The sequence below is a fragment of the Sphingomonas sp. genome, from assembly GCF_035998645.1.
In the GTDB taxonomy this organism is placed as follows: domain Bacteria; phylum Pseudomonadota; class Alphaproteobacteria; order Sphingomonadales; family Sphingomonadaceae; genus Sphingomonas.
Genome location: NZ_DASYHL010000005.1, coordinates 465,463 through 484,461, shown reverse-complemented (window position 1 = coordinate 484,461; position 18,999 = coordinate 465,463). Strand labels below are relative to the sequence as shown.

Annotated in this window: 21 protein-coding genes; 12 read left to right on the top strand and 9 right to left on the bottom strand. The window is 65.0% G+C overall.

All coding sequences use genetic code 11. The features are described 5' to 3' along the window. Positions 1-19: 19 nt before the first annotated feature. Both VGN66_RS15970 and VGN66_RS15965 read right to left on the bottom strand, forming a co-directional pair. Entirely contained in the window at positions 20-1,171 is a 1,152-nt protein-coding gene (locus VGN66_RS15970) for a bifunctional 2-C-methyl-D-erythritol 4-phosphate cytidylyltransferase/2-C-methyl-D-erythritol 2,4-cyclodiphosphate synthase (protein ID WP_327519789.1), read from the bottom strand. A gap of 256 nt (positions 1,172-1,427) precedes the next feature. After that, entirely contained in the window at positions 1,428-1,694 is a 267-nt protein-coding gene (locus VGN66_RS15965) for a hypothetical protein (protein ID WP_327519788.1), read from the bottom strand. A gap of 176 nt (positions 1,695-1,870) precedes the next feature. On the opposite strand from VGN66_RS15965, the gene VGN66_RS15960 reads away from it, so the two are divergent. From VGN66_RS15960 to VGN66_RS15950, 3 genes are all read left to right on the top strand, one after another. After that, positions 1,871-2,188: an HPF/RaiA family ribosome-associated protein gene (locus VGN66_RS15960; RefSeq protein ID WP_327519787.1), complete on the top strand. Its 318-nt coding sequence runs from the start codon at positions 1,871-1,873 to the stop codon at positions 2,186-2,188. 90 nt (positions 2,189-2,278) lie between these two features. Further along, positions 2,279-2,527 (top strand): type II toxin-antitoxin system ParD family antitoxin, encoded by a 249-nt coding sequence (locus tag VGN66_RS15955; protein WP_327519786.1) that lies wholly within the window; start codon positions 2,279-2,281, stop codon positions 2,525-2,527. Continuing rightward, positions 2,524-2,811 carry a type II toxin-antitoxin system RelE/ParE family toxin gene (locus tag VGN66_RS15950; protein WP_327520285.1) on the top strand — a complete coding sequence of 96 codons (288 nt, stop codon included), beginning with the start codon at positions 2,524-2,526 and terminating at the stop codon, positions 2,809-2,811. Before VGN66_RS15955 ends, VGN66_RS15950 begins: the two co-directional genes overlap by 4 nt. Positions 2,812-2,930: 119 nt before the next feature. Here VGN66_RS15950 and VGN66_RS15945 read toward each other — a convergent pair whose 3' ends face one another. Then, positions 2,931-3,227, bottom strand: coding sequence for an enhanced serine sensitivity protein SseB C-terminal domain-containing protein (locus VGN66_RS15945; RefSeq protein ID WP_414713226.1), 297 nt, complete (start codon positions 3,225-3,227; stop codon positions 2,931-2,933). A 15-nt stretch (positions 3,228-3,242) separates the two neighbouring features. Beyond that, positions 3,243-3,758, bottom strand: a complete 516-nt coding sequence (locus VGN66_RS15940) for an SseB family protein (RefSeq protein WP_327519784.1) — start codon at positions 3,756-3,758, stop codon at positions 3,243-3,245. A 209-nt stretch (positions 3,759-3,967) separates the two neighbouring features. Between VGN66_RS15940 and dusB the strand changes: the two genes are divergently transcribed. The 9 genes from dusB (at position 3,968) to VGN66_RS15895 (ending at position 14,233) form a co-directional block, all read left to right on the top strand. Continuing rightward, complete coding sequence (gene dusB, locus VGN66_RS15935; protein WP_327519783.1) at positions 3,968-4,993, top strand: tRNA dihydrouridine synthase DusB; 1,026 nt, start codon at positions 3,968-3,970, stop codon at positions 4,991-4,993. Then, positions 4,969-6,072 (top strand): two-component system sensor histidine kinase NtrB, encoded by a 1,104-nt coding sequence (locus tag VGN66_RS15930; RefSeq protein WP_327519782.1) that lies wholly within the window; start codon positions 4,969-4,971, stop codon positions 6,070-6,072. The genes dusB and VGN66_RS15930 overlap by 25 nt, the downstream gene beginning before the upstream one ends. Continuing rightward, positions 6,069-7,505 (top strand): nitrogen regulation protein NR(I), encoded by a 1,437-nt coding sequence (ntrC, locus tag VGN66_RS15925; RefSeq protein WP_224920085.1) that lies wholly within the window; start codon positions 6,069-6,071, stop codon positions 7,503-7,505. The genes VGN66_RS15930 and ntrC overlap by 4 nt, the downstream gene beginning before the upstream one ends. Before the next feature lie 59 nt (positions 7,506-7,564). Then, complete coding sequence (locus VGN66_RS15920; protein WP_327519781.1) at positions 7,565-9,832, top strand: sensor histidine kinase; 2,268 nt, start codon at positions 7,565-7,567, stop codon at positions 9,830-9,832. Beyond that, positions 9,832-11,205: a sigma-54 dependent transcriptional regulator gene (locus tag VGN66_RS15915; RefSeq protein WP_327519780.1), complete on the top strand. Its 1,374-nt coding sequence runs from the start codon at positions 9,832-9,834 to the stop codon at positions 11,203-11,205. The genes VGN66_RS15920 and VGN66_RS15915 overlap by 1 nt, the downstream gene beginning before the upstream one ends. A 129-nt stretch (positions 11,206-11,334) precedes the next feature. Next, positions 11,335-11,844, top strand: coding sequence for an RNA chaperone Hfq (hfq, locus tag VGN66_RS15910; protein WP_327520284.1), 510 nt, complete (start codon positions 11,335-11,337; stop codon positions 11,842-11,844). Positions 11,845-11,863: 19 nt separating this feature from the next. Then, on the top strand, positions 11,864-13,156 hold the full coding sequence (hflX, locus tag VGN66_RS15905; protein WP_327519779.1) for a GTPase HflX: 1,293 nt from the start codon (positions 11,864-11,866) through the stop codon (positions 13,154-13,156). Continuing rightward, positions 13,153-13,806 (top strand): peptidylprolyl isomerase, encoded by a 654-nt coding sequence (locus VGN66_RS15900; protein WP_327519778.1) that lies wholly within the window; start codon positions 13,153-13,155, stop codon positions 13,804-13,806. The genes hflX and VGN66_RS15900 overlap by 4 nt, the downstream gene beginning before the upstream one ends. 76 nt (positions 13,807-13,882) lie before the next feature. Beyond that, on the top strand, positions 13,883-14,233 hold the full coding sequence (locus VGN66_RS15895; RefSeq protein WP_327519777.1) for a hypothetical protein: 351 nt from the start codon (positions 13,883-13,885) through the stop codon (positions 14,231-14,233). A gap of 110 nt (positions 14,234-14,343) precedes the next feature. Here the strand turns inward: VGN66_RS15895 and mazG are convergent, their stop codons facing one another. From mazG to metG, 5 genes are read right to left on the bottom strand one after another with little or no spacing between them, the layout of a single operon-like run. Next, a complete protein-coding gene (gene mazG, locus VGN66_RS15890) occupies positions 14,344-15,138 on the bottom strand; it encodes a nucleoside triphosphate pyrophosphohydrolase (protein ID WP_327519776.1) in 795 nt (264 codons plus the stop codon). Between the two features lie 33 nt (positions 15,139-15,171). Next, on the bottom strand, positions 15,172-15,780 hold the full coding sequence (locus VGN66_RS15885; protein ID WP_327519775.1) for a retropepsin-like aspartic protease family protein: 609 nt from the start codon (positions 15,778-15,780) through the stop codon (positions 15,172-15,174). Next, positions 15,777-16,541 carry an MBL fold metallo-hydrolase gene (locus VGN66_RS15880; RefSeq protein ID WP_327519774.1) on the bottom strand — a complete coding sequence of 255 codons (765 nt, stop codon included), beginning with the start codon at positions 16,539-16,541 and terminating at the stop codon, positions 15,777-15,779. Before VGN66_RS15880 ends, VGN66_RS15885 begins: the two co-directional genes overlap by 4 nt. Further along, the gene (locus tag VGN66_RS15875) at positions 16,538-17,323 is read right to left on the bottom strand and encodes a TatD family hydrolase (RefSeq protein WP_327519773.1); all 786 of its coding nucleotides are present in this window, start codon (positions 17,321-17,323) and stop codon (positions 16,538-16,540) included. Before VGN66_RS15875 ends, VGN66_RS15880 begins: the two co-directional genes overlap by 4 nt. Beyond that, positions 17,320-18,876, bottom strand: a complete 1,557-nt coding sequence (gene metG, locus VGN66_RS15870; protein WP_327519772.1) for a methionine--tRNA ligase — start codon at positions 18,874-18,876, stop codon at positions 17,320-17,322. The genes VGN66_RS15875 and metG overlap by 4 nt, the downstream gene beginning before the upstream one ends. Positions 18,877-18,999: the final 123 nt, after the last annotated feature.

The following is an 18,999-nucleotide window of genomic DNA, read 5'->3' as shown; positions in this document are numbered from 1 at the left end:
AAGCCTGAACCGGTCCGCTTTATTCGGTCGTCTCCGGTAGCCGAATGGTCGCGATGGCCTGTGCCGCTATGCCTTCGCTGCGGCCGGTGAAGCCGAGGCGTTCGGTGGTGGTGGCCTTTAGGCTGACCTTGCCGAGCGGGAGGTTCAGGATTTCGGCGATGCGGGCGCGGATCGTTTCGCGGTGCGGGCCGATCTTGGGTTCCTCACAGATCAGGGTGAGGTCGATGAAGTCGATGATCCCGCCCTGGTCGCGGACAAGGGTCGCGGCGTGGTCGAGGAAGCGGTCGGACGCCGCGCCGCGCCATTGCGGGTCGCTAGGGGGGAAGTGCATGCCGATATCGCCCGCGCAGATCGTGCCGAGCAGCGCGTCGGTGATCGCATGGAGCGCGACATCGGCGTCGCTGTGCCCGGCCAGCCCCTTGTCATGCGGGATCAGCACGCCGCCGAGCCAGAGTTCCTCGCCAGCAGCGAGGCGGTGGACGTCATAGCCGATCGCGCTGCGGGAGATGAGGTTGGCGGCATGACGCGCCTCGGCAGCGGCGAAATCGGCGGGGTGGGTGATTTTTTCGAGCATTGCGTCTCCGGGGACGAGGGCGACGTCATGGCCCGCGCGGCGGAGCATCTGGGCGTCGTCGGTGGCTTCTTCGCCGTCCGGCCAGGCGCGGTGGGCGGCGAGGATGGCGTCGAAGTGGAAGGCTTGCGGCGTCTGAATGCGGTTCAGGCCGGCGCGGGGGACATTGTCGCCGAGGATTTCGGTGCCTTTGGCGAGGGTGTCGGCGACGGGGAGCGCGGGGACGGCACCGGGGCCGTGGTCGAGCGCGGCGAGCAGGGCGTCGATCACCGTGGTTGGGATGAACGGGCGGGCGGCGTCGTGGATCAGGACGCGGGTGACGCCCTTGCCTTCAAGTGCCTCCAGCCCGGCGCGGACCGAGTCGCGGCGCTCGGCCCCGCCTTCGACGAAGCTGACATTTTCGAGGGGTATATCGCGGGCGTGTTCCTGCTGTCCTTCGCCGATGACGATGATGATTTGGGTTGTCATCGGGTGGGAGGATAGTGCGGTAACGCTATGCGCGAGCATAGGTTTTCCGCAGAGGGCGGCGAACTGTTTGGGGATGCTTCCGCCCGCGCGGATGCCTTTTCCGGCGGCGACGATGATGACGGCGGTGGTCATGACGCGACAGCCATGCGACTGCTACGCGACAGCGAAGCTACGGGTTTGGACGGGTTGGCGACGCCGGTGCGACCGCGCCGCGACAACTGCGCGACGGATACCGCACCGCGTGCGACGATCAGGCAGCGGCAACGCGACTTGCGCGGAACAGGTCCGTTTGGACGGCGGATGGTCGATGGGAGGTGCATACAACCTGCCTAACGAGGGAGCTGCGTGTAGGAAAGTTTGCTTGTTGCGATGTTGACATCTGCCGAGCTCAATCGGCGGTCAGCGCCTTGCGCGAGGCCTTTGCCAGGTCGCAGTTTTGGCGGGTGTTCCGACATTGCTGCTCCAGCATTTCGACCAGTTTCCGCTGTTCGCGGCGGACATGGTCGTCGTTCCGGATATCTGCGGAATAGACGTTTCGCCCGGGCGATGGCGACCATGCGTTGTCTTCCCCGGTATTGCGGCTACCCGGCAGCCCGAGGTGCGCCGCACGCGGAATCGCGAGCCCGATGGCGATGCCGACGATCAGCAATGCCATCGCAAACAGGGCAAGACTCGAACGTCGGATACGCATGATCGGATCATGCCGTCATCAACGCGCGGTGTCGAACGCTGTGGAACGAAATCGGTGACGGGGCCAGCCCCCCGATCGGCCGGGAACGATCTCCGGCGCTGAAGCGTCCATCATGTAACCCACCAACCAGAGAGGTATGCATGGATTTCCAGTTCAACAGCGACAATCGGATCGACGGCACTGACGCCATGGCGGAGCAGGCGGAGGCGCGGACGCGCGAGCGGCTGGCGCGGTTTGAGGATCGGCTGACGCGGGTCGAGGTGCATGTTCGGGATATCGACGGGACGACGAACGGTGCCGAGGGTGTCGAGGCGGCGATCGAGGCGCGACCTGCTGGAGGTCAACCGGTTGCGGTGACCGACCGAGGCGCAAAGCCGGAGGCGGCGATCAATGGCGCGTTGAAGAAGCTGGTGATGCGCCTGGATAGTGATTTCGGGAAGGCTGACCGGGTTCGGTAAACGGTAGAGAGATCAAACCCCAACGCGCCAGATTGAAGTGTAATACTTATTGGTATAGCTGAGGCCGTTCGGTAGCATCAGGACCATATCATGCCGCGCAACACCTCCGTCACGATCGGCGACCATTTCTCCGACTTTATCGGTGAGCAGGTGCGGGCAGGGCGCTATGGGTCGGCGAGCGATGTTGTGCGCGCTGGCCTTCGCCTTCTGGAAGAGCATGAGGCGAAGGTGCGGGCGTTGCAGGACGCGCTGATCGCGGGCGAGCAGTCGGGCGAGTCCAAACCGTTTGATTTTGAAGCCTTCAAGGCGCGGAAGCGCGCTGCCTTCCGCGGCCACTGAAGGCGCTTGTCCTTTCGCCAGCGGCTCAGGCCGATCTGGACGATATCTGGGACTATAGCGCGATACATTGGGGCCCGGATCAGGCCGATCGCTATACCGATGAGATCAGGGATGCGTGTCGGGCGCTGGCATCGCGCGTGAAGCGGGGCAGGGCGGTCGAGGTTCGACCGGGGTATCTCAAACTGGCGACGGGGTCGCACATGATCTACTTCCGTGAGACGGATGATATGATTGATGTCGTTCGCGTTCTGCATGTGAGGCAGGATACGGAACGGCATATTTAGTGCCCGAGCTGGCGAAAGCAGAAGAAGACTCTCCCCAACACTTCCCGCAAGCGGGAGGGGCTTAAGGAGCGGGAGGCCATGAGGCACGGCAGCCCAGCCCGTCCCAACCGGTGAAGGTGCTAGTGGGTCTGCGATGGAGCGACCCGAATGCCGACCCCCTCTGCCCCGCCTGGGATGTTCACCACCATGTCGAGGGGTTTGCCCGCGTAATCCGCGCGTCTGAACGTTTCGGCTAGAAGATCACCGACCGTCGCAGCCGCGAGATTCGTGCGCACATCCAGATACCAAGAGGCAGTGCCTTCCTCCGGCCAATGCGCGAGCGCTAACCACGCTTCGGTGATCCGGGTGTCATTCCCCAAGACTCTTTGCAACGCGGCCACCAGCGCTGTTGGCGGATCGGCGGGGACGCCGAGCATCACGCTCGTTTCTTTCTAGATGGTTCGTTGCATGCCCTTGCCCAAAACTGCCGACAGCTCTGAGGGTGTCCAATAAACGCTGTAGGGGAAGCCGGGGTTTAGCCACGCACCTTGATTGGCAACCAGCGAAAGGAGTTCCTCCCCACGGATGGCCACAAACCCGACATCCATCCCAAAAACTTCAACGATGCGCTCCTGTGCGGTAAAGATTGCAGCCACTGGGGCACCATCGGGACCTTGAACGTTCAGCAGCGAAAGGCGCTCGCCTTCCTGAGCGATGCGGTTTTCAGCAAACGCGGGTGCCTCGGGGGTTGCCGCATACAGGTCAGCGTCCAGCAACGCACGATGAAAGGCGGCTCTGGCATCAGGATTGACAGCAGCATCCATCAGAGCTTGTTCGATGTCGTTATGCGGTTGAAACGCAACGAAGGGCATTTCCATCGGGCCTCGGTCCGCCGTTTGCGACTCCGCGACATGTGTATGTGGCGTCGAAATGCCCCGGTTAAACAGTCTCTTGAACCAACCGAACATTCGCGCTTCCCCTTTTGCTCGAACATTTTGCTACTAGCGTCGATCCGGGGAAGCGAGACGTAATCGCGCACCGCGATGTGCGATCACGTGCGCGCCGCCAATGAAGGCGCTGGTCTCAGACTTGACGCCGGAGTGTCGGTCGAGGGACGCCCACCCTTGCATCCCCGCCCTTGCCGCTGTAGGCGCTCGTGCCTATTTTTCGGGCACAGATGAGCATGTTGAAACCCATCCAGGTCGGGCCGGTGACGGTCGAGACGCCGGTGATTCTGGCGCCGATGACGGGCGTCACCGATCTGCCGTTCCGGCGGCTGGTGCGGCGCTATGGGTCGGGGCTCAACGTGACCGAGATGATCGCGAGCCAGGCGGCGATCCGGGAGACGCGGCAGTCGGTGCAGAAGGCGGCGTGGGATCCGATCGAGGAGCCGGTGTCGATGCAGCTGGTCGGCTGTACCCCCTATGAAATGGGGGAGGCGGCGAAGCTGAACGAGGATCGCGGCGCGGCGATCATCGACATCAACATGGGCTGTCCGGTGCGCAAGGTGACCAATGGCGATGCTGGCTCGGCGTTGATGCGGGTGCCGGATCTGGCGGCCAAGCTGATCGAGGCGTGCGTCAAGGCGGTGTCGGTGCCGGTCACGGTCAAGATGCGTATGGGCTGGTGCCATGACAGCCTGAACGCCCCCGAACTGGCGCGCGTTGCCGAAGAGCTGGGTGCGAAGATGGTGACGGTGCATGGCCGCACCCGCAACCAGATGTACAAGGGCAGCGCCGACTGGGCGTTTGTGCGCAAGGTCAAGGACGCGGTGTCGATCCCGGTCATCGTCAATGGCGACATCTGCACGGTTGAGGATGCGCGCACCGCGCTGGTGCAATCGGGCGCGGATGGCGTCATGATCGGGCGTGGCGCTTACGGCAAGCCATGGGTGCTGCGGCAGGTGATGGACGCGCTGTCCGGCGCGGGCGAGCGGGCGGACCCCGACATTGACGAGCAATATGCCCTGATCGCAGAGCATTACGCCATGATGCTCGATCATTATGGTGAGATGACCGGCGTCAATCTGATGCGCAAGCATATCGGGTGGTACACCAAGGGGCTGCCCGGATCGGCGGAGTTCCGCAACATGGTGAACCAGGAGCCGAAGGCGGCGACCGTGCTGGGCATGCTCGACGAATTCTATACGCCGTTCCGTGGCATGCCTGCTTTGGGATCATGGCCGTCACGCGAAGCGGCCTGAGGCCGCCGCCGCAGCCGGGTGAGCCGGACCTGACCGAGATTTTCGGCGGGCTGCCGTGCGCCGCATTGGTGCTCGACCCGCAGGATCGCGTGACCCGCGCCAATATGGCGTGCGAGCATCTGCTCAATCATAGCGAGAAAGCGATGCTGGGGCAGCGGCTGGATCGCATCTTCGCGCTGCCCGAGGGCTATGCCGGGCGGCGCGACGGGCATGGTTTTGCCGCGTTCGATGTCGAGATCGAGCCGACGCGCTCGCCCCGCACGCGCGTCGATTTCATCGAGCAGCCGATTACCGAGCATCCCGGCTGGCGCATCGTGACGCTGCATCAGGCGCCGACCTCACGCCGCCTGTCGGTGGGGGCGGACCGCAGCGCGGGCGCGCGCGCGGCGGTGGGTGCGGCGGCGATGCTGGCGCATGAGATCAAGAACCCGCTGTCGGGCATTCGCGGCGCAGCGCAGCTGCTGGCGGGGGATGATGATGCCGAAACGCGGGCGGAGCTGACCCAGCTGATCACGACCGAGGTCGATCGCATCGCCGCGCTGATCGACCGGATGCAGGATTTCACTGATACGCGCCCGCCCAAGCTGGCGCCGCACAATATCTATCCGCTTTTGGACCATGCCCGCCGCGTGGCGCTGGCGGGGTTTGCGCGGGGCATGGTGATCGAGGAGCGCTTCGACCCGTCGCTGCCCCCGGTGATGATGGACAAGGACGCGTTCCTGCAGGTAGCGATGAACTTGCTGAAGAATGCGGCGGAGGCACTGCGCGATACGCCCGAGCCGAAGATCATCCTGTCCACGCAATACCGCCATGGCGTCGCGATGCGGCCGGGGCCGGATCAGCCGCGTCGGTGGCTGCCGATCGAATTTTCGGTGACCGATAATGGCCCGGGCGCGCCGGCGGATATCGCCAGCCACCTCTTCGAGCCGTTCGTGTCGGGCAAGCCCGAGGGCAAGGGGCTGGGGCTACCGCTGGTGGAGAAGCTGGTGCGCGATATGGGCGGGGTGGTCGAATATGCCCGCGCGGGTGATCCGGAGATGACGGTGTTTCGGGTGAATTTGCCGAGGGCGGACGGGTGAGCGCTTCGATCCTCATCTGCGACGATGATGCCGCGATCCGCATGGTGGTGACGCAGGCGCTGCGGCGCGCGGGGCATCGCGTGACGGCGGCGGCGTCGCTGGGCGAGTTGCGGCGCGAGCTGGCGGCGGCGCGGCCCGATGTGCTGGTGACCGATGTCGTGCTGCCCGATGGCAATGGGCTGGATTTCGTGGCGACCTTTACCGGTGAGATGCCCGATGTGCCGGTGATCGTGCTGTCGGCGCAGAATACGCTGTCGACCGCGGTGCGCGCGACCGAGGCGGGGGCGTTCGACTATCTGCCCAAGCCGTTCGACCTGGATGCGCTGACCGCGACGGTGGCGAGCGCGCTGGCGCGGGGGCGGCGGCTGGTGGATGACCTGCCCGCGTCGGAGGAGCAGGCGGTAGCGCTGATCGGGCGGTCGCCGGCGATGCAGGACGTGTATCGCGTGATCGCGCGGGTGGTGTCGAACGAGCTGACCGTGCTGATCACCGGTGAGAGCGGGACCGGCAAGGAGCTGGTGGCGCAGGCGATCCATGATCTCGGGCCACGGCGGCGCGCGCCGTTTGTCGCGATCAACATGGCGGCGATCCCGCGCGAGCTGATCGAGGCCGAGCTGTTCGGGCATGAGAAGGGCGCGTTTACGGGTGCTGCGGCGCGGGTCGCGGGCAAGTTCGAGCAGGCGAGCGGGGGCACGCTGTTCCTAGACGAGATTGGCGACATGCCGATGGAGGCGCAGACGCGGCTGCTGCGCGTGTTGCAGTCGGGTGAGTTCACCACGGTCGGCGGGGCGCGGGCGATCCGGGCAGATGTGCGCATTGTCGCGGCGACCAACAAGGATCTGATGAACCAGGTGGTGTCGGGGCAGTTCCGTGAGGATCTGTTCTACCGCCTCAACGTCGTGCCAATCGCGCTGCCGGCGTTGCGCGAGCGGCGGCAGGATATCCGGTTGCTGGCGCGGCATTTCCTCGATCGCGCGGTCGAGGATGGGCTGCCGCGCAAGCATGTCGGCGACGATGCGATTGCGGTGCTTGAGGCGCATGACTGGCCGGGCAATGTGCGCGAGCTGGAGAATCTGATGCGGCGCATGGCCGCGCTGCATCGCGACGAATGGATCGACGGCGATGCGGTGCGCGCGATGCTGGGCGAGGGGAGCGGGCTTGCCGCCCCGACGCGCGATGCCGGGATCGAGGCGGCGGTGATTGCGCGACTGACCCGGCTGGCGGCGGAGGAGCCGGCGGTGCTGGAGGACGGCACGCTGTATGACCGCATCATCGGCGAGGTCGAGCGACCGCTGATCGAGGCGATGCTGGCGCGGCATGGGCACAACCAGCTGCGCGCGGCGCGGGCGCTGGGGATCAACCGGAATACGTTGCGGAAGCGGCTGGACACGCTGGGGATCGATGTCGGCGGAAGGCTAGACGATCCCGCTTAGCGACAGGTTGAGCGACAAGTGTGTTTTCATGGCAACAATGATGTTGTAGCCATGTCACGATGGATGTTGCCGCCAAGCCACTGACGGATGCGGGTTCGCCCCGCTGGCGGCTGAGCATTACCCCATTTGTCGAAGTGCTGGTGCTGGGCATCGCGCTGGCGGTGCTGATCGCCAGCTATTTCGTGGTGAGCGGGAATACGGGGTCGCAGCGCTTGCTGACCCCGCCGCTGGTCGCGCTGTTGCTGGTCGGCAACCTCATTCCGCTGGTGGCGCTGATCGTGCTGGTCGGGCGGCGGGTGGCGATGCGGCGCGCGGCGCGGTCGCCGCTGGGTGGGCGCGCGCGGTTGCATGTGCGGCTGGTGGCGATCTTTTCGATCCTGGCGAGCGTGCCGACGATCTTCGTGTCGATCGTAGCTTCGTTGTTGTTTCAGTATGGCGTTGAGTTTTGGTTTTCGGATCGCGCGCGCGGGATGCTGGAGAATGCGTCGTCAGTGGCGGCGGCGACACTAGCTGACCTGCAGCAGCGCGTCGCCGCGAATACCGAGGCGATGTCCAACGACCTTGCCGGAGCTTTGGTTAGTGGCGTTCCGATCGATAGCCAGACCTTTCTTGACTACCTTCTCGTTCAAACGACGCAGCGTGAATTGTCCGAGGCCGCGATCGTTCGCCAGACCGCATCCGGAGAGATCATCGTACTGGCGATCCTCAATCCTTACGACCGGTTGATCGAAGAGCAGATCAGCGCCGGCGCGATCAGTCAGCTGAAAACGGGTGCGAAGCAGGTGGTCGTGGAAGATGCGGGCGGGCGAATTCGCGCGATTACCCGCTTTGCCACGGCACCGGACACCTATCTTTATGCTGCGCGCGTCGTCGATCAGGCTCTGCTTGATCGCAAGACGCGCGCTGACTCCGTGGTGACGGACTACAAGACGCTAACTGACCGCTCGCGTTCACTGCAGCTCCAGTTCAACGTCGCATTGCTGGTTCTCTCGCTTCTGATCGTAGGCCTTGCGGTATGGGCAGCCCTGGAAATTGCCGACCGCCTCGTCCGCCCAGTGGGCGATCTGGTGAAGGCGGCGCGCGATGTTGCAGAGGGGGATCTGGGCACCCGCGTTCCGACGCCGCGCGCGGATGACGAGATCGGCACGCTTGCCACCGCGTTCAACCGGATGACCGACCGGTTGCAGGAACAGACCAATGCGCTGGTCGATGCCAATGCTGAATCGGAAGGCCGCCGAGCGCTGATCGAGGCGGTGATGTCGGGGGTGACGGCGGGCGTGCTGTCGATCGATGCCGAGCGGCGCATTCGGCTGATCAATAGTTCGGCCGTGGCGCTGTTGCAGCCGGGGGATGCGCCGGTGGGCAAGCTGCTCGCCGAGGTGGCGCCGGAGCTGGACGCGGTGCTGGGCGGGGAGACGCGTGAGGATATCGTGCAGCTTACCAGCGCGGGCGAGGCGCGGACACTTGCCGTCAAGATCACCCGCGATGAGGCGGGGCAGGTGCTGACGTTCGACGACATTACCCAGCAGTTGCTCGACCAGCGGCGCGCGGCCTGGTCAGACGTCGCGCGGCGCATCGCGCATGAGATCAAGAACCCGCTGACTCCGATCCAGCTCGCCGCCGAGCGGCTGCAGCGCCGCTATGGCAAGAAGATCGAGGGCGATGACGGCACCTTTGCCAAGCTGACCGACACGATCGTGCGGCAGGTCGGCGATCTGCGGCGGATGGTTGACGAGTTCTCGTCCTTCGCGCGGATGCCCAAGCCGATCTTCCGCGAGGAATCGATCATCGACGTCGCGCGGCAGACGCTGTTCCTGCACGAAGTGGCCAAGCCCGATATCCGCTTCAGCTTCGACGCACCCGATGGCCTGCCGCCTTTGGTGTGCGACCGCCGCCAGCTGGGGCAGGCGCTGACCAATCTGGTCAAGAATGCGGTCGAGGCGATCGAGGCGCGCACGGGCGAGGGCGAGACCGACGTGCCGGGCGAGATCAGTATGGAGGTGCGCGAGGCCGCCGATGCGCAGCTGATCATCGAGATCACCGACAATGGCATCGGCCTGCCCGCCGAGCGCGAGCGGATCGTCGAGCCGTACATGACGACGCGCGCGCGCGGCACCGGCCTTGGCCTCGCGATCGTCAAGAAGATCGTCGAGGAGCATTTCGGCACGATGGCGTTTGCCGATCGCGCGGGCGGGGGGACGGTGGTCACCCTGTGCTTCGACACCGCGACGCTTGAGCGACTGGTGGGAACCGGGGGAACGGACGACACGGAACCGGGTGGAGCGGGCTTTGCCGCGCTGACCCCGACGATGAACGGAAACACATGATGAAACTCGATATCCTGGTCGTCGATGACGAGGCCGATATCCGCGAGCTGGTCGCGGGCGTCCTGGAGGATGAGGGCTATGAGACGCGCAGCGCCGCCGACAGCGATGCGGCGCTGGAGGCGATTGCCGAGCGGCGGCCGAGCCTGGTCCTGCTCGATGTGTGGCTTCAGGGGTCGCGGCTCGACGGGCTGGACCTGCTCGACGAGATCAAGCGGCGCGATGCGTCGATCCCGGTGCTGGTGTTTTCAGGGCATGGCAATCTCGACACCGCGGTGGCCGCGATCCGGCGCGGGGCGTCGGACTTTATCGAAAAGCCGTTCGAGGCCGAGCGGCTGATGCTGCTGGTCGAACGCGCGACTGAGACCGAGCGGTTGCGGCGCGAAGTCGCTTCGCTGCGCGCGAGCGTGGGGCGCAGCAATGACCTGCATGGTACTTCGGGCGCGATCAATACGGTGCGCGCGACGCTGAAGCGGGTCGCGGCGACGGGGAGTCGGGTGATGATCACCGGCGCCCCCGGCACCGGCAAGGAAGTCGCCGCACGCCTGCTGCATGAATGGAGCAACCGTGCGAACGGCCCGTTCGTGATCGTCAACGCGGCGCGGATGACGCCCGAGCGGGTCGAGGAGGAATTGTTCGGGGTCGAGGATGGCGATCTGGTCCATCCCGGCCTGCTGGAACAGGCGCATGGCGGGACGTTGTTCCTGGACGAAATTGCCGACATGCCACTGACGACGCAGGGGCGGATCCTGCGCGTGCTGACCGAACAGAAGTTCAACCGGGTCGGCGGTCAACGGCAGGTCAAGGTCGATGTTCGCGTCGTTTCGGCGACGGGTCGCGATCTGACGACGGAGATTGCCGAGGGGCGGTTCCGCGAGGACCTGTTCTACCGCCTCAACGTCGTGCCGGTGCCGATCCCGCCGCTGACCGAGCGGCGCGAGGATATTCCGGCGCTGGTCGAGCATTTCGTCGCGCATTATGCGACCGAGCGGCGCGTGCCGACGCCGGAGGTCGCGGGCGAGGCGCTGGTCGCGCTGCAAAGCTATGAATGGCCGGGCAATGTCCGCCAGTTGCGCAATGTGGTCGAGGCGACGGTGATCCTGGCGCCGGGCGACCGGATTGGGCGGATCGACATCGACATGCTGCCGACCGAGGTGCTGGGCCGCCGCGAGGAAGGCGGGATGGGCTCTGCAACGATCATGGGCGCGCCGCTCAAGGAAGCGCGTGAGAGTTTCGAGCGCGAATATCTGCGGGTCCAGATCAAGCGCTTTTCGGGCAATATTTCCCGCACCGCGCACTTCATCGGGATGGAACGGTCGGCGCTGCACCGCAAGTTGAAGCTGCTCGGCATCCATGAGGCGCGCGACGAGGAGTGAGTTGCGGTTGGCGGCGTCGATGCCACGACGCCGCCCTATGGACGTTGCAGGGGGCAATACCTACATTGCTCCAAACGCGCCGCTGGGTGGCGCGCATCCGACGCCGGGAAACGGCGCGATTGCGGGAAAATCCCGCCAAGAACAGTGAGCTGCATCATGGCCGACAAGCAGACATCCCTTCAGGATCTTTTCCTCAACGCGCTTCGCAAGTCCAAGACCCCGGTGACCATGTTTCTGGTCAAGGGCGTCAAATTGCAGGGCATCGTCACCTGGTTCGACAATTTTTCGGTGCTGCTCCGCCGCGACGGCCAGTCGCAGCTGATCTACAAGCACGCGATTTCGACGATCATGCCGTCGGGCGCAGTCGATGTCGCGTCGATCGTCGATGCGGTGCCAGATACCCAGTCCAAGAACCCGGTTTTGCAGGAAATTTTCTTGGGCGCGGTCAAGCGTCAGCAGGAGAATGTCACCATGTTCCTGGTCAATGGCGTGATGCTGCAGGGCGGGATCGCGGCGTTCGACCTGTTCTGTATGCTGCTCCAGCGCGATGGTGCGTACCAGCTGGTGTACAAGCATGCGGTGTCGACCATTCAGCCGGCGCATCCGCTGGACCTGACCGATCACGGTGAGGAAGCCTGATCGCCTTGAAAGCAGATTTATGAGTACCGGTTTCGAACGCGACCCCGATGAGTTTACGCGGGGCGCGCGGGCAGTGGTTGTCTATCCCGACCTTGGCGGATCAACGCGCGACGCCGAGGCGCGTCTCGAGGAGACCGCGGGCCTTGCGGTCGCGATCGGGGTCGAGGTGGTCGAGCGGGTCGCGATGCGCATCCGCGCGGCCAAGCCGGGGACGCTGATCGGGTCGGGACAGGTCGAGGCGCTGGCCGAAACGGTCCGCGACCGCGACCTCACGCTCGCCGTATTCGACGCCGGGCTGACCCCGGTGCAGCAGCGCAACCTCGAAACCGCGCTCGGCTGTAAGGTGATCGACCGGACCGGCCTGATCCTCGAAATCTTTGGCGAGCGCGCGCGGACGGCCGAAGGGCGGTTGCAGGTTGAGCTCGCGCATCTTGATTATCAGGCCGGGCGGCTGGTGCGCAGTTGGACCCATCTTGAGCGCCAGCGCGGTGGCTTCGGCTTCCTTGGTGGTCCCGGCGAAACGCAGATCGAGGCGGATCGCCGCCTGATCCGCGACCGCATGGCGCGGTTGAAGCGTGAACTCGAGTCGGTGAGCAGGACGCGCGGGCTGCACCGCGAGCGGCGGCAGCGTGCGCCGTGGCCGGTGATCGCGCTGGTCGGCTATACCAATGCCGGAAAGTCCACGCTGTTCAATCGCTTGACCGGCGCTGACGTCATGGCGGAAAATCTGCTGTTCGCGACGCTGGACCCGACTTTGCGCCAGATTTCGCTGCCGGGGATCGACAAGGCGATCCTGTCGGACACGGTGGGGTTCGTGTCGGAGCTGCCGACCCAGCTGGTCGCTGCATTCAAGGCGACGCTGGAGGAAGTGGTGTCGGCCGATCTGCTGATCCATGTCCGCGACATTGCGCATCCGGACAGCGAGGCGCAGCGCGATGATGTCGAATCGGTGCTCAAGGACATTGGCGTTGCTCCGGAAACGCCGCGGTTCGAGGCGTGGAACAAGCTCGACCTGCTCGATGGCGAAGCGCGTGAGGACGTGCTGGGCGATGCGGCGAAGCGCGACGATGTGCTCGCGGTGTCGGCGCTGGGCGGGGAGGGGGTCGATGCCCTGATCGCCAAGGTCGCGGCGCGGCTGACGCATGGGCATCGGCGCTATCAGGTCACGCTTGCCGCCGGTGATGGGGCTGGGGCGGCGTGGCTACACCAGCATGGCGAGGTGATCGATCACTGGATCGACGGCGAGACCGCGATCTACGACGTGCGGATGGCGCCCAAGGACCATGAGCGGTTCGAGGTGCGCAACGGATGACGCCACGGCGCGGGGTGGTGCTGGGGTTGGCGGCGATGCTGCTCGTCTCGGCAGGGCCGGCGTCGGAACCGCCGGTCGTGCGGGTGCGGCTGGTGACCAGCGCGGGGACCGTGACGCTGGCGCTGGATGCGCGGCGGGCGCCGCTGACGGTCGCCAACTTCCTGCGCTATGTCGATGACGGCCGGCTCGAGGGCACGCATTTCTATCGCGCGGCGCGGCGCAAGGGCGACCCGGCGAACGGATTTATTCAGGGCGGGATCGGCACCGATGCACGGCGGATCCTGCCGTCCGTGGCGCTGGAGCCGACCAGCAAGACCGGCATCAAGCATCTGAGCGGCACGATTTCGATGGCGCGAGCGGTGAACCCGAACTCGGCGCATGCCAATTTTTCGATCATGGTCGGCGATAATCCGACGCTGGACGCGCGGCCGGGGAAGCTCGGCTATGCCGCGTTCGGGCGCGTCGTCGGCGGCATGGATGTGGTGCGCAAGATCCTGGCGCTGCCGACCGGCGGCGGGCGCGAGGAGATGCGCGGGCAGATGATCCTGCAGCGGGTGAGGATCCTGCGCGCCGAGCGGATCGACGGGACCGCAAAGCCGACCGGGCGGCCCAAGCCCTGGTTGATCAACCTGCCGTGGCGCAAGGATTAGGACGAAACGTCCGTATTTTCACCTAAGCGGTGTGTCCTGACTTGCTGCGATGCAGCATCGTTGCCATATTGTCATGATGGATACCGAGAAGGGGGCGGAGTCTCCGCCAAACCCAACGCCGATCGTGCTGGAGGGGATCGTCAGGCAGAAATGCATGAACGCGATCTATAACCGCACGCGCATGGTGCTGGCGCCGCACATTCTCTACACCCGTGGCGGGTCGCTGTATGTCGACGCGCAGGTGATTTCGCGCGACTTCGTGATCCCGCGGGAAGAGAAGTTCGGGACGTTCAAGGTGGACGGCCTCAAGAACCTGGCACTGACCGAGCGCGATTTCGCGATCAGCCGGTTGTTTTTGCCGGAATCCGAGAAATATGACGGGACCACGCTGATGGTGGTGGAGCCGCAGGCCGCGCCGGCGTTCTGACCGAACCCCGTTTGCCCTGAGCTTGTCGAAGGGCGATCTGAGTCAGGGTTCGTCGCGAGGCCGGGCTGCGGTGCTTCGACAAGCTCAGCACAAACGGACGGTCGGGACGGTCACTCCGCTGCTTTGACGGCGACCCAGAGGTCTTCCTTGTCATCCAGCGACAAGCCGTTGAACGCGTCGCCCGCCTGGGCCTCCATCGCGCGGAAACGGCGTTCGAACTTGGCGTTGGCGGCGCGCAGGGCCGCTTCGGGATCGATGCCGAGCTTGCGCGACCAGTTGACCGTGGCGAACAGCAGGTCGCCGATTTCCTCGGCGCGGTGGTCATCGCTGGTCGCGGTTTCGACTTCGGCCAGTTCCTCGTCGATCTTGGCGCGGGCATCGGCCGGGTCGGCCCAGTCAAATCCAGTGCGCGCGGCGCGCTTTTGCAGCTTTTCGGCGCGGGTGAGGGCGGGGAGGCCGATCGCAACGCCGTCGAGTGCCCCGCTCGTCCCCTTGCTCCCCCGCTCTTCGGCCTTGATTTGTTCCCACAGGTGATGGCCGCCGTTTTCAGCGCCGCGGAAGATGTGCGGGTGGCGGCGTTCCATCTTGTCGCAGATGCCGGTGATGACGTCGGACAGGTCGAACGCGCCGAGTTCCTGCGCCATGCGGCTGTGGAAGATGACCTGGAGCAACAGGTCGCCGAGTTCATCCTTGAGGTCGGTCAGGTCGTCGCGCGCGATGGCGTCGGCGACCTCATAGGCTTCCTCGATCGTGTAGGGCGCGATCGTGGCGAAGGTCTGGACGGTATCCCATTCGCAGCCGGTGACCGGATCGCGCAGCCGCGCCATGATCGCCATCAGGCGTTCGATGCCGGGGGACTCGATCTGGGTGCCGTTCGGCGCGGGGGAGACCGCCTGCTCGCTCATGGCTTAAGTCCGATAATATACATTATGTTAAATTTAGCTTGGGTTGGGTTCGAGGATCAGCACGTTCCCCTCCACCCGCCAGGATTTGAGGCGTGACAGGAAGTTCATCCCCAACACGTCGAGATCGCCGAAGCTGGGCGCGACGAATACGGTCAGGTCTTCGGTGCTGAGTGCGCCCACCGCCACCCGCCCGGCATTGGCGCGGCGTGCGTTGACGACGCCGTTCGCGGTCGACACCTGAACCGGCGTTCCGTCCGTAAAGTCGATCCCGGCCGCGCGCGCCGTGCTCTCGCTGATCGCGGTCACCGTCGCTCCGCTGTCGATCAGCATGCGGCGTTCGACACCATTGATCGTCGCGCGTGCCCAGAAATGGCCGTCGGGCGACAGGCGGATGCTGACCGATCCCGCGCCGGTGACGGGCGCCGGGTCGGCCAGGCCGCTGCTGGCACCGATCACCTGAAGCTGGTCGAAGATGCGATCCTTGTTGATGACGACAAGAGTGATCAGGCCGGCGATCACCGCCCAGCCGATCACCGTCTTTACGATAAAGCTGAATTGCATGTTGCGGATGCTGAGCGAGCCCAGCACCAGGACGAGAAAGCCGACCAGCGACACCAACTGGATGATTTGGGTTTCGGTCAAACGTGCAACTCCATGCCGTCATGGCCCGGCTCGACCCCGGCGGGCAGCTCGGCCTTCAAGGTCATATAGTCCATCGAGTGATCCATATGAACGAGAACCGTGCGGGGCGCACGACATTGCTGCGCCCAGGTCAGCGTTTGCGCGAGATGCGGATGTGTCGGGTGCGGCTCACGGCGCAGCGCATCGGCGACCCACAGGTTGAGATCGCTGTAGAGCGTGGCCATCTCGTTGGTGAATATATTGAAATCAGTGGCATAGCCGACTGACTTTCCAGCATGTTCAAAGCGCAGGCCTGCGCTGGTGATGCCGCCATGCGGCTGATTGACGGTGCGCACGACGATGTCGCCGATCGCCATGCCGTCGCGCAACGGCTCGATCGTCGCGGTCGGACGGTATGGCCCTCCCCCTTCGAACACATAGCGGAAGCGGTCGCGCAGCCGTTCCTGCGTCTTCCAGTCGGCGAGGCCGCGCACCGGGGCACCGCGCAGATGCATCAGCTGGCGCAGATCATCGATGCCGTGGCAGTGATCGGCGTGATCATGGGTCCAGATCACCGCGTCTACATCCGCGACATTGGCGGCGATCAACTGTTCGCGCAGGTCCGGGCTGGTGTCGACGAGGATGCGGGTGGCGCCCGCCTCAACCAGGATCGAAGCGCGCGTGCGGCGGTTGCGCGGGTCGGTCGGGTCGCAGCTGCCCCAGTCGTTGCCGATGCGGGGGACGCCTGAAGACGTGCCAGAGCCGAGGATGCGGACCTTCACGGGGTCGTCAGTGTCTTTGCGAACAGCCGGTGGAAGTTTTCGCGGGTCGCCTCGGCCAATTCCTCGGCGTCCATGCCGCGCAGTTGCGCGAGGAAACGGCAGGTGTCGGCGACGAAGGCCGGCTCGCCGGTCTTGCCGCGATGCGGGACGGGGGCGAGGAAGGGGGCGTCGGTTTCGATCAGCAGCCGGTCGAGCGGCAGCCGTGCGGCGGTTTCCTGAAGGTCGCGGGCGTTCTTGAACGTCACGATGCCTGATATCGAGATATAAAAGCCCAATTCCAGCGCCTTGTCGGCAAACTCTCCACTCGCTGTAAAGCAGTGGATGACCCCGGGATAGGCCCCCTTCCCCATTTCCTCGGCGAGGATGTTGGCCGTATCCTCCTCCGCATCGCGAGTGTGGACGATCAGCGGCAGGCCGGTTTCGCGGCTGGCGGCGATGTGGGAGCGGAAGCTCTTCTGCTGCTGGGCGCGGTCGCTATGGTCGTAATAATAGTCGAGCCCGGTCTCGCCGATGCCGACAACGCGCGGATGCGTGGCGCGGGACAGCAGCTTGGCGGTGTCGATATGCGGATGTTCGTCCGCCTCATGCGGGTGGATGCCGACCGTCGCCCACACGTCGCTTTCGCGCTCGGCGGTCGCCAGCACCTCGTCCCATTCGCGTTCGCGCGTCGCGATGTTGAGCATCGCCACCACGCCGCTCTCGCGGGCGCGCGCCAGAACTTCGGGCTGCTGTTCGCCGAGGCCCTTATAGTTTAGGTGGCAGTGGCTGTCGGCGAGCCTCATGTAGTTGCTTCCTCTGCCAGCACGAGGCGCGGGAACACGCCGGTCGGCGGATCCAGCCGGAAGCCTGACGCCACGGCGTCTTCATACCAGCCCTTGTAGTCGAGCGCGGCGTGGTCGCGACCATCCTGCCCGAGCTGGTCGAGGATCTTGCCGGCGGATTCGGGGATTACCGGCAGGACCAGGATCGCGAGGTCGCGGATCGCGCGGACCAGTGTGCCGAGGACGGCATGCATCCGCTCCGGGTCAGTCTTGCGCAGCGCCCAGGGGGCCTGAACGTCGATATACTGGTTGCAGGCGAATACGGCGCGCATCCACGCCTCAAGCCCCTGATTGAGCGCGAGGCTGTCGAACGCGGTGCGGAACTCGCGGCTGGCATCGTCGATCGACGCGAGCAGCTCGGCATCGGTCGGGTCGCTGCGCCCGGGCTCGGGCAGCGCGCCTTCGAGGTTCTTGGCGATGAACGACAGCGTCCGCTGTGCCAGATTGCCGAAGCTGTTCGCCAGATCGGCATTGGCGCGGGTCACGATCGCCTCGTCGCTGAAGCTGCCGTCATTGCCGAACGCGACCTCGCGCAGCAGGAAATAGCGCAGCGCATCGACGCCATAGAGCCGCGTCAGCTCCATCGGATCGGCGACATTGCCGGTCGATTTCGACATCTTCTCGCCGCGGTTGAGGATGAAGCCGTGCGCGAACACCTGCTGCGGCAGCGGCAGGTCGGCGGACATCAGGAAAGCGGGCCAATAGACCGCGTGGAAGCGGGTGATGTCCTTGCCGATCAAGTGCAGATTGGCCGGCCAGTAACGCGCCAGATCGCTGGCTTTGTCCGGATAGCCTGTGCCGGTGAGGTAGTTGGTCAGCGCGTCGACCCAGACATACATGACATGGCCGGGCGAGTTCGGCACCGGCACGCCCCAGTCAAAGCTGGTGCGCGACACCGACAGGTCGATCAGCCCGCCCTCGACGAACTTCACGACCTCGTTGCGCGAGCGCTCCGGGCGGATGAAGTCGGGCTGCGCGGCGTACAGGTCGAGCAAAGGCTGCTGATATTTGGACAGGCGGAAGAACCAGGTTTCCTCGGCGGTCCATTCGACTGGCGTGCCCTGTGGCGACAGCTTGACGCCGCCCTCCCCTTCGGTGAGCTCCTTTTCCTCGTAAAACGCTTCGTCGCGGACCGAATACCAGCCTTCGTAGCGGTCGAGATACAGATCGCCCTTGGCCTCCATCGCGGCCCAGATTGCCTGGCTGGCGGCATAATGATCGGGATCGACGGTGCGGATGAAGCGATCGCACGAAACATTCAGTTCGCGCGCCATATCGCTGAAATAAGATGACATTTCATCAGCAAGCTGACGCGGGGTCAGGTCGCGGGCGCGGGCGGTCTGGGCTATCTTCAAGCCATGTTCGTCGGTGCCGGTCTGGAAGCGCACGTCGCGCCCGGCCTGACGCTGAAACCGCGCAATCGCGTCGGCGGCGATCATCTCATAGGCGTGGCCGATATGCGGCTTGCCGTTGGGATAATGGATCGCGGTGGTGATGTAGTAAGGTTCGGACATGGGGGCGCTCTAGAACAATGCGGGGCGGTTCGGAAGTATCCGAAACCCCGTTCGTGCTGAGCTTGTCGAAGCACCGAAGCCTGCGCTTGCGGCCCTTCGACAAGCTCAGGGCAAACGGACGTT

Coding starts and splice junctions, on each gene's coding strand:
- VGN66_RS15970 (WP_327519789.1), bottom strand. CDS start 1,171: ATGACCACCGCCGTCATCATCGTCGCCGCCGGAAAAGGCATCCGCGCG.
- VGN66_RS15965 (WP_327519788.1), bottom strand. CDS start 1,694: ATGGCATTGCTGATCGTCGGCATCGCCATCGGGCTCGCGATTCCGCGT.
- VGN66_RS15960 (WP_327519787.1), top strand. CDS start 1,871: ATGGATTTCCAGTTCAACAGCGACAATCGGATCGACGGCACTGACGCC.
- VGN66_RS15955 (WP_327519786.1), top strand. CDS start 2,279: ATGCCGCGCAACACCTCCGTCACGATCGGCGACCATTTCTCCGACTTT.
- VGN66_RS15945 (WP_414713226.1), bottom strand. CDS start 3,227: ATGCTCGGCGTCCCCGCCGATCCGCCAACAGCGCTGGTGGCCGCGTTG.
- VGN66_RS15940 (WP_327519784.1), bottom strand. CDS start 3,758: ATGTTCGGTTGGTTCAAGAGACTGTTTAACCGGGGCATTTCGACGCCA.
- dusB (WP_327519783.1), top strand. CDS start 3,968: ATGAGCATGTTGAAACCCATCCAGGTCGGGCCGGTGACGGTCGAGACG.
- VGN66_RS15930 (WP_327519782.1), top strand. CDS start 4,969: ATGGCCGTCACGCGAAGCGGCCTGAGGCCGCCGCCGCAGCCGGGTGAG.
- VGN66_RS15920 (WP_327519781.1), top strand. CDS start 7,565: ATGGATGTTGCCGCCAAGCCACTGACGGATGCGGGTTCGCCCCGCTGG.
- VGN66_RS15915 (WP_327519780.1), top strand. CDS start 9,832: ATGAAACTCGATATCCTGGTCGTCGATGACGAGGCCGATATCCGCGAG.
- hflX (WP_327519779.1), top strand. CDS start 11,864: ATGAGTACCGGTTTCGAACGCGACCCCGATGAGTTTACGCGGGGCGCG.
- VGN66_RS15900 (WP_327519778.1), top strand. CDS start 13,153: ATGACGCCACGGCGCGGGGTGGTGCTGGGGTTGGCGGCGATGCTGCTC.
- VGN66_RS15895 (WP_327519777.1), top strand. CDS start 13,883: ATGGATACCGAGAAGGGGGCGGAGTCTCCGCCAAACCCAACGCCGATC.
- mazG (WP_327519776.1), bottom strand. CDS start 15,138: ATGAGCGAGCAGGCGGTCTCCCCCGCGCCGAACGGCACCCAGATCGAG.
- VGN66_RS15875 (WP_327519773.1), bottom strand. CDS start 17,323: ATGAGGCTCGCCGACAGCCACTGCCACCTAAACTATAAGGGCCTCGGC.
- metG (WP_327519772.1), bottom strand. CDS start 18,876: ATGTCCGAACCTTACTACATCACCACCGCGATCCATTATCCCAACGGC.